The organism is Providencia rustigianii (genome assembly GCF_900637755.1).
In the GTDB taxonomy this organism is placed as follows: Bacteria; Pseudomonadota; Gammaproteobacteria; order Enterobacterales; family Enterobacteriaceae; genus Providencia; species Providencia rustigianii.
In genome coordinates this window covers 1,126,694-1,143,642 of record NZ_LR134396.1, presented here as the reverse complement: position 1 = coordinate 1,143,642, position 16,949 = coordinate 1,126,694, and the positions used below count along the sequence as shown (strand labels likewise).

Annotated in this window: 15 protein-coding genes; 1 reads left to right on the top strand and 14 read right to left on the bottom strand. The window is 43.1% G+C overall.

Annotation, left to right across the window (positions count from 1 at the left end):
- Positions 1 to 14: 14 nt before the first annotated feature.
- The 14 genes from tolQ to sdhC all read right to left on the bottom strand — a co-directional run bounded on the left by tolQ (position 15) and on the right by sdhC (position 14,989).
- Positions 15 to 698, bottom strand: a complete 684-nt coding sequence (gene tolQ / locus EL244_RS05155; protein ID WP_006812762.1) for a Tol-Pal system protein TolQ — start codon at positions 696 to 698, stop codon at positions 15 to 17.
- The gene (gene ybgC, locus EL244_RS05150; protein WP_115164062.1) at positions 695 to 1,090 is read right to left on the bottom strand and encodes a tol-pal system-associated acyl-CoA thioesterase; all 396 of its coding nucleotides are present in this window, start codon (positions 1,088 to 1,090) and stop codon (positions 695 to 697) included. The genes tolQ and ybgC overlap by 4 nt, the downstream gene beginning before the upstream one ends.
- Before the next feature lie 133 nt (positions 1,091 to 1,223).
- Positions 1,224 to 1,511, bottom strand: a complete 288-nt coding sequence (gene ybgE, locus EL244_RS05145; protein WP_006812764.1) for a cyd operon protein YbgE — start codon at positions 1,509 to 1,511, stop codon at positions 1,224 to 1,226.
- A 5-nt stretch (positions 1,512 to 1,516) separates the two neighbouring features.
- Positions 1,517 to 1,639, bottom strand: coding sequence for a cytochrome bd-I oxidase subunit CydX (cydX, locus tag EL244_RS05140; RefSeq protein ID WP_006660445.1), 123 nt, complete (start codon positions 1,637 to 1,639; stop codon positions 1,517 to 1,519).
- A gap of 12 nt (positions 1,640 to 1,651) precedes the next feature.
- Positions 1,652 to 2,791, bottom strand: a complete 1,140-nt coding sequence (gene cydB, locus EL244_RS05135) for a cytochrome d ubiquinol oxidase subunit II (protein ID WP_006812765.1) — start codon at positions 2,789 to 2,791, stop codon at positions 1,652 to 1,654.
- Positions 2,792 to 2,805: 14 nt separating this feature from the next.
- Positions 2,806 to 4,374: a cytochrome ubiquinol oxidase subunit I gene (gene cydA / locus EL244_RS05130; RefSeq protein ID WP_006812766.1), complete on the bottom strand. Its 1,569-nt coding sequence runs from the start codon at positions 4,372 to 4,374 to the stop codon at positions 2,806 to 2,808.
- 812 nt (positions 4,375 to 5,186) lie between these two features.
- Entirely contained in the window at positions 5,187 to 6,059 is an 873-nt protein-coding gene (sucD, locus tag EL244_RS05125) for a succinate--CoA ligase subunit alpha (RefSeq protein WP_006812767.1), read from the bottom strand.
- Positions 6,059 to 7,225, bottom strand: a complete 1,167-nt coding sequence (sucC, locus tag EL244_RS05120; protein WP_006812768.1) for an ADP-forming succinate--CoA ligase subunit beta — start codon at positions 7,223 to 7,225, stop codon at positions 6,059 to 6,061. Before sucC ends, sucD begins: the two co-directional genes overlap by 1 nt.
- Positions 7,226 to 7,356: 131 nt before the next feature.
- Positions 7,357 to 8,562 (bottom strand): 2-oxoglutarate dehydrogenase complex dihydrolipoyllysine-residue succinyltransferase, encoded by a 1,206-nt coding sequence (odhB, locus tag EL244_RS05115; RefSeq protein WP_112836372.1) that lies wholly within the window; start codon positions 8,560 to 8,562, stop codon positions 7,357 to 7,359.
- A 14-nt stretch (positions 8,563 to 8,576) separates the two neighbouring features.
- Positions 8,577 to 11,384, bottom strand: coding sequence for a 2-oxoglutarate dehydrogenase E1 component (gene sucA, locus EL244_RS05110; protein WP_006812770.1), 2,808 nt, complete (start codon positions 11,382 to 11,384; stop codon positions 8,577 to 8,579).
- Positions 11,385 to 11,742: 358 nt separating this feature from the next.
- Positions 11,743 to 12,459 (bottom strand): succinate dehydrogenase iron-sulfur subunit, encoded by a 717-nt coding sequence (locus tag EL244_RS05105; RefSeq protein ID WP_006812772.1) that lies wholly within the window; start codon positions 12,457 to 12,459, stop codon positions 11,743 to 11,745.
- A 35-nt stretch (positions 12,460 to 12,494) separates the two neighbouring features.
- Positions 12,495 to 14,261 (bottom strand): succinate dehydrogenase flavoprotein subunit, encoded by a 1,767-nt coding sequence (gene sdhA, locus EL244_RS05100; protein ID WP_006812773.1) that lies wholly within the window; start codon positions 14,259 to 14,261, stop codon positions 12,495 to 12,497.
- On the bottom strand, positions 14,262 to 14,606 hold the full coding sequence (sdhD, locus tag EL244_RS05095; RefSeq protein ID WP_006812774.1) for a succinate dehydrogenase membrane anchor subunit: 345 nt from the start codon (positions 14,604 to 14,606) through the stop codon (positions 14,262 to 14,264).
- Positions 14,600 to 14,989 (bottom strand): succinate dehydrogenase cytochrome b556 subunit, encoded by a 390-nt coding sequence (gene sdhC, locus EL244_RS05090; RefSeq protein WP_006812775.1) that lies wholly within the window; start codon positions 14,987 to 14,989, stop codon positions 14,600 to 14,602. The genes sdhD and sdhC overlap by 7 nt, the downstream gene beginning before the upstream one ends.
- A 641-nt stretch (positions 14,990 to 15,630) precedes the next feature.
- On the opposite strand from sdhC, the gene EL244_RS05085 reads away from it, so the two are divergent.
- On the top strand, positions 15,631 to 16,917 hold the full coding sequence (locus tag EL244_RS05085; RefSeq protein ID WP_126459213.1) for a citrate synthase: 1,287 nt from the start codon (positions 15,631 to 15,633) through the stop codon (positions 16,915 to 16,917).
- Positions 16,918 to 16,949: the final 32 nt, after the last annotated feature.

The window sequence follows — 16,949 nt, the reverse complement described above, 5'->3', positions numbered from 1 at the left end:
CTTTTCTCCCCGTCTTATTTCTTATCTGCAGAGAATGCTTGACGATGCAGGATAGCTAGGAATTCTTCCATAAAGTTATCGTAGCTTTGTTCAAGTTTATTCACGCGTAAGTTTAAGCGGTTGAATGCCATAACAGCAGGGATTGCCGCAAATAAACCAATTGCAGTTGCAATCAGCGCTTCCGCAATACCCGGTGCAACCATTTGTAACGTTGCTTGCTTTACCGCACCCAATGCGATAAATGCATGCATAATTCCCCAAACGGTACCAAATAGACCAATATAAGGGCTAATCGACCCTACTGTACCTAAAAATGGGATATGTGACTCTACAGATTCCAATTCACGGTTCATGGAAATACGCATTGCACGTGCTGCGCCAGTAATGACGGCATCCGGTGCATGGATATTCGCTTGGTGTAAACGTACAAATTCTTTGAAGCCAGAGTAAAAAATTTGCTCTGTGCCACCTAGTGCATCACGGCGTGCCTGACTCTCTTTATACAAACGAGACAGTTCAATACCTGACCAAAATTTATCTTCGAACGCTTCAGCCTCACGGGTTGCCGCGTTTAAAATTTTGGTTCTTTGAATAATGATGGCCCACGATGCAATAGAAAATCCAAGCAAAACGAACATAATGATCTGAACCAATAGGCTCGCTTTTAGGAATAAATCCAAGATATTCATGTCAGTCACTGTTTAAACTCCGCGACAATAGACTCAGGAAGCGCTTTTGGCTTCATTTTAGAAATGTCCACACAAGCAATTAGGGCGGTCGCCCCACAAAGCAAGTTACCTTGCGAATCAACTAACCTTTGCTGAAATTTTAAAGAAGCTCGTTTTATTTCAACGATTTCCGTTTCAACTTCCAGCAGGTCATCTAACCGAGCACCCTTAATAAAGTCGATTGTCATATTTCTGACAACAAATCCTAGGTTCTCTGCGAGTAAACTTTGTTGATTGATACCTTTATTTCGCAACATTTCCGTTCTTGCGCGCTCAAAAAAAGCCAGATAACGTGCATGATATACAACTCCGCCCGCATCAGTGTCTTCATAATACACGCGAACAGGCCAGCGAAATAACATAAAAATCACTCCGTCTTAGGTTAAATTAATTAACGGTGCCACTATACGCAAGACCGTGACGCTTTGGAATCACTTTGCAGGTAAAGATATCAAAAATAATTGTGGATCTCATGACCCACAATCTGAATTTAGATTAACTGAAGACTTTAATTAGTCCCCAGATAAGAATGATGATGGCAGGCAATGGATGGAACAACACTCGCCAGATGATTTTATTAGGCAGGAAACCCACCCCAAAAATAATCGCGCTGCAAGTTGCCCATATCATTAGGAAACCTAGCCAGATAGGAAATGAGCTAGTATTGGCTGCAAATAGGGATGGATCCCACATAACAGTACCAGCTGTAACTAAAGCTAATACAAGGATAAGGGCCCTAATAGGGCCCTTTCCTAATAGCTGATAGGTTTTATCCATCAGCATATTATTTACTCACCATCTTTAGCTGTTTTAGCTTCTTTTGCACTTTCTGAGTGCTCAAGAGCTAATGCTGCAATCACTGCAAAACTACAAGCTAACAGAGTGCCGAGGATCCAGGCGAAATACCACATATGTTATGCTCCTTAATACAGTGAATGCTTGTTGCTTTCGATAAAGTTTTTGTCCAAACGACCAAACATTTTGTAGTAACACCAAGCGGTGTAGCACAGAATGAGTGGGACAAAAATGATCGCAACAACAGTCATGACTTGCAGAGTGAACAAGCTAGATGTCGCATCCCACATGGTCAAGCTTGCATTTGGCATGATGCTTGATGGCATGATGAACGGGAACATTGCAACACCACATGTCAAAATAATACATGCGATAGTCAATGATGAAAATAAGAACGCCCAACCATTTTTGTCTGCTTTAGTTGCAATCATCGTTAACAGCGGTAACCCAACACCTAGAGCAGGTAAAGCCCACAGGATTGGATACGTATTAAAGTTAGTTAACCATGCACCAGAAGCGACTTCTACAGTTTTGTTCAGTGGGTTAGATGGAGCATATGGGTCTATTGCTGAAGTCACAACATAACCATCGATACCCATAACTAACCATACACCAGCACCCGCAAAAGCAACTAACGTAATCAGCGCACAAATATACGTGGCTTTACGGGTACGTAGGTGAAGTTCACCTGTCGTACGCATTTGCAGATAAGTTGCACCTTGGGTAACAATCATCATTAAACCAACAACACCAGCTAACAAGCCATATGGGTTTAACAGACCAAACAGATTACCTGTATAAGTCAGATACTGCTGGTTATCAATTTGCAGTGGAACACCCAATAACAGGTTACCAAATGCAACACCGATAACTAATGGCGGAACGAAACCACCAATAAACAGACCCCAGTCCCACATGCTACGCCATTTTGGGTTCTCCAGTTTTGAACGGTAGTCGAAACCAACCGGACGGAAGAACAATGCAGCTAATACCAAAATCATAGCAACATAGAAGCCAGAGAATGAAGCAGCATAAACTTGTGGCCATGCAGCAAACATTGCACCACCCGCGGTGATTAACCAAACTTGGTTACCATCCCAATGAGGTGCAACAGCATTAATCATAACGCGGCGTTCAGTATCTGTTTTACCTAAGATAGGTAATAAGAAGCCAACGCCCATGTCAAAACCATCCGTGACAGCAAACCCAATCAGCAGCACGCCGATAAGGATCCACCACACAAATCGAAGAACTTCATAATCAAACATAAGTGGACTCCTGTTTACTGAACGTCGTGTGCTGAACTATTTTTTTGTTCAAAATGATAACGACCGGTTTTCAGGCTACTAGGCCCTTTACGAGCGAATTTGAACATTAAGAACATTTCAGCAATCAAGAACAGTGTATACAGACCACAGATCAGTACCAGAGAGAAGATCAGATCTTGAGGTGTTAAATTAGAGTGTGCAACCGAAACCGGTAACACTTCACCAATTGCCCACGGTTGACGACCGTACTCTGCCACAAACCAACCTGACTCAATTGCAATCCAAGGTAATGGAATACCGAACAACGCAAGGCGTAACAGTAATTTGCTTTTACCAATACGGTTACGAATAACTGACAGGAATGCCCAACCAACGATTAACAGTAATGCGAAACCAACTGCAACCATGATACGGAATGCCCAGAACAGTGGCGCTACGTTTGGAATACTGTCTTTAACAGCTTTTTGGATTTGTTCTTCAGTCGCATCAACAACGTTTGGAGCATATTGTTTTAACAGAAGACCATAACCGAGGTCTTTTTTGCTTGCTTCAAATGCAGCGCGCAGTTCAGGACTCTTATCACCAGCTAATAATTGTTGTAGCTGACCATAAGAAACCATACCGTTACGGATACGAACTTCGTGTTGCTTCATCAGATCTTTCAGACCTAATACTGGCGTATCAATAGAGCGAGTTGCAATGATACCCATTGCCCAAGGAATTGAGATAGAGAATGTATTCTCTTCTTTTTCATTGCTTGGGAACGCGATTAGGTTAAATGCAGCTGGAGGAGCATGTGTTTCCCACTCTGCCTCAACAGCGGCCAGCTTTGTTTTCTGCACGTCACCCATTTCGTAACCTGATTCATCACCAAGAACGATAACAGATAAGACCGCCGCCATACCAAAGCTTGCAGCAATTGCAAAAGAACGTTTAGCAAACGCAACATCACGACCTTTAAGTAGGTAGTAAGAGCTGATACCCAGAATGAACATAGCACCAGTACAGTAGCCTGCTGCAACAGTATGTACGAATTTAACTTGTGCGACTGGGTTAAGAACTAGCTCGGAGAAGCTAAGCATTTCCATTCGCATTGTTTCGTAGTTAAAGTCTGCAGCGATTGGGTTTTGCATCCAACCGTTCGCTACCAGAATCCACAGTGCTGAGAAGTTAGAACCTAAAGCAACTAACCAAGTCACCGCAAGGTGCTGAGTTTTGCTTAAACGATCCCAACCAAAGAAGAATAAACCAACAAAGGTAGATTCTAAGAAGAATGCCATCAATCCTTCGATTGCCAGAGGCGCACCGAAGATATCTCCAACATAGTGGGCGTAGTATGACCAGTTAGTACCAAATTGGAACTCCATAGTCAGACCAGTCGCAACACCTAGGGCAAAGTTAATACCAAATAACTTACCCCAGAACTTAGTCATATCTTTATAAATTTGTTTACCGGACAGCACATATACCGTCTCCATGATCGCAAGCAAAAACGCCATACCTAGCGTTAATGGTACGAATAGGAAGTGGTACATCGCGGTTAAGGCAAACTGTAATCGTGACAGTTCGACAATATCAAACATCTTGACTCCTTGCTCCTAGCAGGAAGACACCGACTTGCGGCAACCCAGCTTCCAGTATTAAACGGGAAAGCCTCTTAACTACCAGCAAAAAATGCCTCAAAACAACAAATAATTAACAAAAGTAAAGGAAAAAACCTACCATAATAATAGTACGCCTATCTTCACATACAATAAACTTCTTTTACGTGATTCAGATTTGAATTCTGAAGTTATATCAATAATTATACCCTTTAATAGAAAAATAGGTATTTGATCGAGCACCAATTTAAGCAATTTAAACAAATAAAGCCAGTGGTAATAGATTGATCTAAGTCAATTTTTTCCAGCTTGTTAATTTCATTCGTCTCGAATCAAATAATAGTTAGTTAGTTGTTAACCGCCTGTTATTATCATTGATATATAACTTTTTACTTTTTTAATAAGATTAAAACAAACTTATAACGTCTTCTTTAATACCTCTAAAAAAGAATGTCTATTTTATAATAGCAGCTTATTTTTAAGTTATTACTTAATTTATAAATAAAGAGAATAATCGTAGTTAATCCCCTATATTCAGTTAATCAAATATCACTATAAATATAAAAATTGATCTACTGCAAAATTTGACTAATATGCGTAATGTGCTATTTGCAAGCAAATAAAAAACTCTCTAAATATCACTTTTTAGACTGGTTTATTCTTGGCTGATATAGTTTAAAGAACCCTATTTGCAGAATTAAATTCCTAATATATAAATACAAAAAACCCGTGCTTCATTCTGCAAGCACGGGTTCTGTCTCTTACGTTACCTGAGCAATTAGCTCATGTTTCGCTTATTTATTTAACAGTGATTTTACTGCATCGCCGATATCAGCAAGGCTACGAACAGTTTTAACACCTGCGGCTTCTAAAGCAGCAAATTTTTCATCTGCTGTACCTTTACCACCCGCGATAATTGCACCAGCATGACCCATACGCTTACCTTTAGGTGCAGTAACACCAGCAATATAGCCTACGACAGGTTTAGTGACGTGCTCTTTAATATACGCAGCGGCATCTTCTTCAGCATTACCACCAATTTCACCGATCATAACAATTGCTTCAGTTTGTGGGTCTTCTTGGAACAATTTCAGGATATCGATAAAGTTTGAGCCTGGGATTGGGTCACCACCGATACCAACACAGGTTGATTGACCTAAACCAGCATCAGTCGTCTGTTTAACCGCTTCATAAGTCAACGTACCTGAACGTGAAACGATACCGACTTTACCTGGCATATGGATATGACCCGGTTGGATACCAATTTTGCACTGTCCTGGGGTGATTACACCTGGGCAGTTTGGTCCAATCATACGAACGCCAGCTTCGTCTAATTTCACTTTAACAGTCAGCATATCCAGTGTTGGGATACCTTCAGTAATAGTGATAATCAACTTGATACCAGCATCAATGGCTTCAAGGATAGAATCTTTACAGAATGGTGCTGGAACATAGATAACAGAAGCTGTTGCGCCTGTTGCTTCTACCGCTTCACGCACAGTATTAAATACGGGTAGGCCTAGGTGAGTTGTGCCACCTTTACCTGGCGTTACACCGCCAACCATTTTTGTACCGTAAGCAATAGCTTGTTCGGAGTGGAAAGTACCTTGACCGCCAGTAAAACCTTGGCAAATTACTTTGGTGTTTTTATCGATTAAAATAGACATTATTTAGCCTCCGCCGCTGCTACTGCTTTCTTAGCTGCATCAGTCAGGCTGTTTGCTGCGATAATATTTAAACCGCTATCTGCCAGTTTTTTCGCACCTAACTCTGCATTGTTACCTTCTAAACGTACAACTACTGGTACATTTACGCCAACTTCTTCTACTGCACCAATGATGCCGTCTGCAATCAGGTCACAGCGAACGATACCACCAAAAATGTTTACGAATACGGCTTTAACGCTCTTATCTGAAAGGATAATTTTAAATGCTTCAGTTACGCGTTCTTTAGTTGCACCGCCACCAACATCAAGGAAGTTAGCTGGGGAACCACCGTGCAATTTAACGATATCCATCGTACCCATTGCAAGACCCGCGCCGTTAACCATACAACCGATGTTACCATCCAGCGCTACGTAGTTTAGTTCCCATTGAGCCGCTTGAGCTTCACGTGCATCTTCTTGAGATGGATCGTGCATTTCACGCATTTCAGCTTGGCGATACAGTGCGTTACTATCAACGCCTAATTTACCATCTAAGCAAATTAAGTCGCCTTCAGTATTGATAACTAATGGGTTAACTTCGATCAGAGCTAAGTCGCGCTCTAAGAACATGGTTGCTAAGCCCATGAAAATTTTCGCGAATTGGCTAACTTGCTTTCCAGTTAAGCCTAATTTAAAGGCTAATTCACGGCCTTGATAAGGCATAGGCCCTGTCAGTGGGTCGATAGCCGCTTTATGAATCAGTTCTGGTGTTTCTTCGGCAACTTTTTCAATTTCAACACCGCCTTCAGTTGATGCCATGAACACAACACGACGTGTTCCACGGTCAACAACTGCACCTAAGTACAGCTCTTTAGCAATGTCAGTTGCGCTTTCAACTAAGATTTGGTTTACAGGCTGACCATTTGCATCAGTTTGGTAGGTGACCAGATTTTTACCTAACCATTTTTCAGCAAACTCGCTGATGTCATTGATATCTTTTGTAACTTTTACGCCACCAGCTTTACCACGTCCACCTGCGTGAACTTGGCATTTGATAACCCATGGACCATTACCGATTTTTTTCGCTGCAGCTACTGCTTCTTCTACTGATGAACAGGCATAGCCAGTTGGAGCGGGTAAGCCATAGCGTGTAAAAAGCTGTTTTGCCTGATACTCGTGTAAATTCATGATGTTCTATCCATAATTGAGTCTGGAGGAGCGTGTATCGCCCCTTGCAATTGTTACAGATTTAGCAGCCAGAAAACTGGCTGCATCGGTTACCTCAGACCGGGCAGGTTGTACCCTGCCCTGTTATGTTTCTATACGTCTAACAGTAAACGAGTTGGATCTTCCAACATATCTTTAATAGCAACTAAGAAACTTACTGATTCACGACCATCGATTAGGCGGTGATCATAAGAAAGCGCTAAATACATCATTGGAAGAATTTCTACTTTACCGTTAACAGCCATTGGGCGGTCTTTGATGGCATGCATGCCTAAGATTGCGCTTTGTGGTGGGTTAATGATTGGAGTAGACATCAGAGAACCGAACACACCACCATTCGTGATAGTGAAGTTACCGCCACTTAAATCTTCAACGGTTAATTTACCGTCGCGACCTTTGACAGCCAGCTCTTTAATATTTTTCTCAATGTCAGCCATGCTCATAGCATCAACATCACGCAGAACTGGCGTTACCAGACCACGCGGTGTTGAAACGGCAATACTGATATCGAAATAGTTATGGTAAACCACGTCAGTGCCATCAATAGAAGCGTTAACTTCTGGGTAGCGTTTCAGTGCTTCAACTGCGGCTTTGATGTAGAAAGACATAAAGCCTAAACGTACACCGTGACGTTTTTCGAATGCATCACCATATTGAGCACGTAAATCTTTGATTGGCTGCATGTTAACTTCATTAAATGTAGTTAACATTGCGGTGCTATTTTTAGCTTCCAGCAGGCGTTCCGCGATACGTTTACGCAGGCGTGTCATTGGAACACGTTTTTCACTGCGGTGAGCTAACGGAGCTTGTGGCGCAGCTGGCGCTTGTGCGGCTGCCGCAGCTGGTTTAGCGGCTAAGTGTTTGTCAACATCTTCACGAGTCAGACGTCCACCAACACCCGTACCTTTAATATCTGCTGGGTTCAGACCGTGCTCTGCTACCAGACGACGAATTGCTGGGCTCAGAGCATCATTGCTTTCTTCTTCTAAACTTGCAGTTTGGCGAGCTGCTGGTGCTGGTGCCGCTTCTTTCACTTCAGCAGGAATACCAGTACTATCACCTAAACGAATACGGCCCAATAGCTGTTTAGATAAAACAGTTGCGCCTTCTTCTTCAATGATCGCTTCTAAAACACCCGCTTCACTTGCAGGAACTTCTAAAACAACTTTATCTGTCTCGATTTCAACCAGAACTTCATCACGCTGAACACTGTCACCTGGTTTTTTATGCCATGTGGCAACCGCTGCGTCAGCGACGGATTCAGGAAGATCGGGAACAAGAATTTCTACGCTACTCATTTTCTATCCTTTAATTATGCAATGTTCAAAGCGTCATTAACCAGGGCCGCTTGTTGTTCCTGGTGAACGGAGTTATATCCAACAGCTGGAGAAGAAGAAGCTGCTCGACCGGCATAGCGTAAACTTGCGCCTGCTGGGATTGCCTCATGGAAATTATGTTGGCTGCAATACCAAGCGCCTTGGTTTAGCGGCTCTTCTTGACACCAAACAAAATCTTTCACATGAGCATATTGAGCCAATACTTTTTGGATGTCGTCATGCGGGAACGGATATAACTGCTCAATACGCACGATCGCAACATCGGTTTGCTCGTTCTTACGACGTTGCTCTAACAAATCGTAATAAACTTTACCGGAACACAGAACGACACGTTTCACATTTTTCGGATTGATTTCATCGATTTCACTGATAACTGGTTGGAATTTTCCATTTGCCAGCTCATCCATGCTAGATACCGCTAATGGATGACGTAACAGTGATTTAGGTGACATAACAATCAGAGGACGACGCATATCGCGCAGCGCTTGACGGCGTAACATGTGATAAACCTGAGCTGGTGTTGATGGCACACACACTTGCATGTTTTGATCCGCACACAGTTGCAGGTAACGCTCTAAACGAGCTGAGGAGTGTTCTGGACCTTGGCCTTCATAACCATGAGGTAATAACATCACCAGACCACACATCCGACCCCATTTCTGCTCACCCGAGCTAATAAATTGGTCAATAACCACCTGAGCACAGTTAGCAAAGTCACCAAACTGAGCTTCCCAAATAGTTAAAGCACGAGGTTCAGTTGTTGCATAACCATATTCAAATGCCAATACTGCGTTTTCAGTTAGAACAGAGTCCCAAACGTTGAATACGCCTTGACCACTATGAACATTTTGCAGAGGAACATATACTGAACCATTGGTTTGGTTGTGTACAACTGCATGGCGATGGAAGAATGTACCGCGACCCGCATCTTCACCAGATAGACGAATTGGAACACCTTCATCAACTAGCGTACCGTAAGCTAACGTTTCTGCTGCACCCCAATCGAGTAATTTATTACCTTTCGCCATTTCAGCGCGGTCCGCATAAATTTTCTCAACTCGAGATTGAGCAACAATACCTTCAGGGATTGTGCTTAGCTTAGTCGCCAGCTCAGTTAAACGCTTGATGTCATAGCTTGATTTATATTCTTCATGCCACTCATGGTTCAGATACGGTTCCCATGTATAAGCATTCAGCCCCATTTCACGATATTCATCAACGACACAATCGCCACGGTCTAATGCATCACGATACAGGTTAACCATTTCAGTGACTTCATTCGCTGAAACGATGCCTTCTTCAATTAAACGATCTGCATAGATTTTACGTGGTGTAGGATGCTGTTTGATTTTCTGGTACATAATTGGCTGAGTTGCACTTGGCTCATCAGCTTCGTTGTGACCATGACGGCGATAACACACTAAGTCGACCATGACATCGCGCTTAAAGGTGTTACGGAAATCTAATGCTAAGCGAGTCACGAATGCAACGGCTTCAGGATCATCAGCATTAACGTGGAAAATTGGTGCCTGCACCATTTTCACGATATCAGTACAATATTCAGTTGAGCGTGTATCTTTCGGGTTCGACGTAGTAAAACCAACTTGGTTATTAATAACGATACGCATCGTACCGCCAACTTCATAACCACGAGCCTGGGACATGTTCAATGTTTCTTGAACAACACCCTGACCTGTTACTGCGGAGTCACCATGAATAGTGATCGGCAGAACCATGTTGCTGCGACCTTCATCAAGACGATCACGACGAGCACGAACAGAACCGATAACCACTGGGCTCACGATTTCAAGGTGAGACGGGTTAAATGCTAACGCTAAATGAACACGTGAACCGGCGGTTTCAAAGTCAGACGAGAAACCTTGGTGATATTTTACGTCACCTGCACTTGAGTGGTCTTTATGTTTACCCGCAAACTCATCAAATAATTCAGCAGGTTTTTTACCCAGAATATTGATTAAAACGTTTAAGCGTCCACGGTGTGCCATACCCAGAACAACTTCACGGGTATCTTGTTTTCCGGCATGATGGATCAAGTCTTTCAGCATTGGAATTAATGCATCACCGCCCTCTAAAGAGAAGCGTTTCGCACCAGGGAATTTAGCGCCTAAATAACGCTCAAGCCCTTCAGCTGCGGTTAATTCAGCTAAGAAGCGACGTTTTTCTTCTTTAGTAAATTGTTCTGCAACATTCACGGATTCAAGACGCTGTTGGATCCAACGTTTTTCTTCGGTATTAGTGATATGCATATACTCCGCACCGATTGAACCGCAATAGATGCGCTTCAGGTGGTCATATAGCTCACTGAGTTTCATGGTTTCTTTGCCAATCGCAAATGAACCCACATTAAAAGTCTCGTCAAAATCTTCTTTGGTCAGATTATGGAATGTAGGGTCCAGATCTGGAACAGCTTCACGCTTCCAAAGTCCTAATGGGTCGAGATTGGCATTTTGATGTCCGCGGAAACGGAAGGCATTGATAAGTTGCAAAACTTTGACTTGTTTTGCATCGATCGTAGGATCGCTAACAGAGGTATGGTAACGGGTGGAATCTTTTGCTAAGCGACGGAAATAATCTCGTGCTTGCGAATGTAATTGCTCACCACTAGTACCTACTCCAGGTAGTTGCTGGAAGATTTCTCTCCACTCTGCATCTACGGAATTAGGGTCAGTCAGATAATCTTCATAGAGCTGTTCTATATAAGACTGGTTCGCGCCTGCCAGAAAGCTTGAATCCAGCCAGTCCTTCATTACGCCGTTCTGCATTGTGATCCCTTAAGCTTTATAAGCTTTAGTTTTCGCCGTGGTTAACTAATTGCCGCATTTAAGCGACCTCGATAAAGGTTCTCTTGGACGTGCTTTTTGCATGTTCTCACTTTGGGAGTCCCTTTTATCAATTAAGGGTTTCCCTTTTAAGGAACCTTTAAAAACTGGCTGCGGTTTTTAAAGGTTCCTTGTTTTTACATGCATCTTCATCTTTTTTTGCAGTTGGCTTTTTACTTTCACTTTTACTTCGCACTTGTTTCACTGAATTTTACTTTACGCTTATTTTTTACTTTAAGTATTTATTTTGTGCTATCCGCATTTAGCCTACGGTACTCAGGTACCGCAGGCTATACCGGTTTTATGCGCTATGTTTTAACAACATAGATTTAATATGACCGATAGCTTTAGTCGGATTAAGTCCTTTAGGGCATACATTGACACAATTCATAATGCTATGACAGCGGAAAACACTAAAAGCGTCGTTCAGATCATCTAATCGTGAATCCGTTTCAGTATCGCGACTATCAATTAAGAATCTATACGCAGCTAACAGACCCGCAGGACCGATAAACTTGTCCGGATTCCACCAGAAAGATGGACATGAAGTAGAACAACATGCACACAAAATACACTCATAGAGACCATCGAGTTTTTCACGTTGTGCAGGTGACTGTAAGTTTTCACGCGCCGGTGGATTCTTATTATCATTAAGAAGATATGGGCGAATTTTTTCGTACTGGGTATAGAACTGCGTCATGTCGATAATCAGGTCACGCACAACTGGCAAACCTGGCAATGGACGGATCACAATTTTTTTACCATTACGGGTCAAAGCAGACAGTGGCGTAATACAAGCCAGCCCATTCTTACCGTTCATGTTCACGCCATCAGAACCACATACCCCTTCACGACAAGAACGACGGAAAGACAATGTTGGGTCTTGTTCTTTTAATTGAATCAACGCATCTAGCAGCATCATGTCACGCCCATCTTTGACTTCAAGGGTGTAATCTTGCATGCGTGGTGCGTTGTCTACATCTGGATTATAGCGATAAATCGAAAATTCTAATTTCATAATTTATTTCTCCGCAACTGGATTAACACCACGCATTAATAAGTACGAATCTTCGGTGGGAAGGCCTCACGCAACTTAGGTTGCATGTTCACTTCGCGACGAGTCATCGTTTCAGATTGCGGTAGATATAATGAGTGACATAACCAATTTGCATCATCACGATCTGGGAAGTCAAAGCGACTGTGTGCGCCACGACTTTCTGTACGGAAGTTAGCTGCTTGCGCCGTTGCGTAAGCCGTTTCCATCAGGTTATCCAGCTCTAAACACTCAATACGCTGAGTATTAAACTCAGTTGAAGTGTCATCCAGACGTGCATTTTTCAGACGCTCGCGAATTTCTTTCAGCTCTTCTAAGCCCTTCGCCATCGCATCCCCTTCGCGGAATACGGAGAAGTTGTTCTGCATACAAGATTGCAGAGCTTTACGGATCTGAGCAGGATCTTCACCAGTGCGTGCGTTTTCCCAACGGTTGAAGCGAGCCATAGCTTCATCGAGGTCTGATTCAGACGCATCGCGCATTGGGCCTTGCTCCATAATGGATTCGTTCAAGTGCAGGCCAGCAGAACGACCGAATACCACGAGATCCAGCAGTGAGTTACCACCTAAACGGTTAGCACCGTGTACAGACACACAAGCGATTTCACCCACCGCAAACAGGCCTGGGATCACTTCGTCTTCGCCTTTTTCGTTATAACGAATAGCTTGACCAGTAACCTTAGTAGGGATACCGCCCATCATGTAGTGGCAAGTAGGGATAACTGGAATAGGTTCTTTAACTGGGTCAACGTGAGCAAAGGTACGAGAAAGCTCAAGAATACCCGGCAAACGAGACTCCAGAACATCTTTCCCTAAGTGGTCCAGTTTCAGTTTAGCGTGAGGACCCCACGGACCTTCACAACCACGACCTTCACGAATTTCAATCATGATTGAACGCGCAACAACGTCACGACCCGCAAGGTCTTTCGCATTTGGTGCATAACGTTCCATGAAGCGCTCACCGTCTTTATTCAGCAAGTAACCGCCTTCACCACGACAGCCTTCTGTGACCAGAACACCCGCACCCGCAATACCTGTTGGGTGGAATTGCCACATTTCCATATCTTGCAATGGAACACCTGCACGAACGGCCATACCGACACCATCGCCAGTATTGATATGTGCGTTGGTTGTAGACTGGTAAATACGCCCCGCCCCACCCGTTGCAAGAATCGTGGCTTTGGCTTTGAAATAAACCAGTTCACCCGTTTCCATGCAAATTGCGGTACAACCCACGATATCGCCATCTTGGTTTTTCACTAAATCCAGTGCATACCATTCGGAGAAAATTGTGGTGTGATTTTTTAGGTTTTGCTGATACAGCGTATGTAACAGCGCGTGACCAGTACGGTCAGCAGCCGCAGCAGTACGTGCCGCTTGCTCGCCACCGAAATTCTTAGACTGACCACCGAATGGACGTTGATAAATAGTCCCATCTTCAAGACGAGAGAAAGGCAATCCCATATGTTCTAATTCAAGGATAGCTTCTGGTCCAGTTTTACACATGTACTCGATAGCGTCTTGGTCACCGATATAGTCTGAACCTTTAACGGTGTCATACATGTGCCATTCCCAGTTATCAGGATGGGTGTTACCTAATGCAACAGTAATACCGCCTTGCGCTGATACCGTATGAGAACGAGTTGGAAATACTTTTGACAACAAAGCACAAGATAAGCCTTGTTGCGAAATTTGTAGTGCTGCGCGCATACCTGCACCGCCCGCACCGATAACAATAGCGTCAAACTCTCTGATTGGCAGATTCATTTATGCACCCCACACAACAATTGTTCCGTAAATTAAGTAAGCCAGCAGACCAACAACAATAGCGAGTTGCAGGACTAAACGAATTGCGATCGGCTTAACATAGTCAGTCAGTACTTGCCACATACCAATCCAGGCATGTACAAGAATTGAGAACAATGTGAGGATGGTGAATACTTTTGTCACAGAGGAGGCAAAGAAGCCACGCCACACTTCGTAGGTAATATCATTGATCGCCACGAAGCCAACGATGTAGAGTACGTAGAGAACGATAAGAATCGCTGAACCACGAATTAACAGCCAGTCCTGGATACCAGTACGGCCTAAAGCTGAAGCATTACTTACCATACTAAGATCCCCGCCAGAATTGCCAGAATTACGGTAATAACAAATGTAATTTTTGCAGATGAATTACCAGCAGCAAGGGTTTCATCAACACAGCCGAAATCCATCAGCATATGGCGAATACCACCACAAATGTGGTAAGCCAAAGCCGTCAAGATGCCCCAAAGAATGAACTTAGCAAAAAAGCCAGTCATTAATTCAGACGCGTATTGAAAACCTTCTGGAGAGGAGAGAGAAGTCCCTAGCAACCAAAGCAGAATACCAACTGCGATGAGAGTAATGACGCCAGAGACACGGTGCAAGATAGACGATATTGCAGTAATCGGGAAATGTATCGTCTGCAAATCAAGGTTGACAGGTCTTTGTTTTTTCACAATTTTGCCCACACAGCTCTTTATTATTTTCCATCCTCCGGACCTGGGGTGGAAATCAGACAGCGACAGGGGTACAAAATGCAACTTAACGCAAACTCTAATCCATCATGTTTGAGTAAAATTGCATACTGATCACGCTGGGAACTCCTACTACAGGGTAATCCGGAGACCTGGTGCCAGTATAAAGTCTTCACATTGTTATTACAATTCCCACACAAAAGGTTTGGAGACATTTAGCCCGAACAGTGAGAAGGATCACGATTTAAACATTTTATATAAATGTGCTTATCTTATTTGACAATGATTCAACATTTATCTTACATATAGGGCTGGCAGATTTATCTGAATACGTTACGGATGACTCTACGTCATGTAAGTAGTGTGAATGAGTATGCAAGTATAAACAAAAGTTATGAAAGTTGTTTCCCTTACCATAAATAATGATATTGTAGAGAAAACAACAAAAAAAGAACATAACGCCCTATACACTCATAAACAACCTAACACATTGTTATCGGTCGCAAGATTTCAGCGTTTTATGTGATATCTGGCTAACTTTCTCACCTCACCGATAGAACAATGCGCAAAGACACAGTATAACGCTGAGTTCAGGGTTGTTGAGTGTGGATTATCAAGCGCTAAGGAGACCGTTAATGGCTGATAACAAAGCTAAGATAATGACTGAGAGTAAAGGTACTATTGAAGTAGACATTCTAACCCCTACAATTGGTCAAGATGTTATCGATGTACGAACTTTAGGTTCAAAAGGGTTTTTTACATACGACCCAGGTTTTACCTCGACAGCGTCATGTGAATCAAAAATTACCTATATCGATGGTGACCAAGGTATCCTACTCCACCGCGGTTATCCTATTGACCAACTTGCGACTAAAGCAACTTACCTCGAAGTTTGTTATATCCTGCTCTACGGCGAAGCACCAACCCAAGAACAATACGAAACATTCAAATATACGGTAACTCGCCACACGATGATCCACGAGCAAATCACCCGAATGCTTAATGGTTTCCGTCGTGACTCTCACCCAATGGCTGTTCTGTGTGGTGTAACAGGTGCATTAGCGGCGTTCTATCATGATGCTCTGGATGTTAATAACCCTCGTCACCGTGAAATCACAGCGTACCGTTTGCTGTCTAAAATGCCTACCGTGGCAGCAATGTGTTATAAATATTCAATTGGTCAACCTTTTGTTTATCCTCGTAATGATCTTTCTTACGCGGGTAATTTCTTGCACATGATGTTCTCTACTCCATGTGAAGAATACGTTGTTAATCCAGTGCTTGAACGCGCAATGGACAGAATTTTAATTTTGCACGCTGACCACGAGCAAAATGCATCAACCTCAACAGTTCGTACCGCAGGTTCTTCTGGTGCAAACCCATTTGCGTGTATCGCTGCGGGTATCGCATCTCTGTGGGGACCTGCACACGGCGGTGCTAACGAAGCTTGTTTACGCATGCTTGAAGAGATCCAAACGGTTGAACATATCCCAGCATTTATCGAACGTGCGAAAGATAAAAATGACTCTTTCCGCCTAATGGGCTTTGGTCACCGTGTGTATAAAAACCATGACCCGCGTGCTACCGTCATGCGTGAAACTTGCCATGAAGTTTTAAAAGAATTAAACCTCAACGATGGTTTGTTAGAAGTGGCGATGGAATTAGAACGTATTGCACTGAACGACCCGTACTTCATTGAGAAGAAATTATACCCGAACGTTGACTTCTACTCGGGTATCATTTTGAAAGCAATGGGGATTCCATCTTCAATGTTCACCGTTATTTTTGCTATCGCCCGTACTATCGGTTGGATCGCTCACTGGAACGAAATGCATGATGATGGTCTGAAAATTGCGCGCCCTCGTCAGCTGTATACTGGTTATGACAAGCGCGAATTTAGCTCTGACATCGCCAAAAAATAATGGTTGAATTCTCACTCAATTATTGATGAATA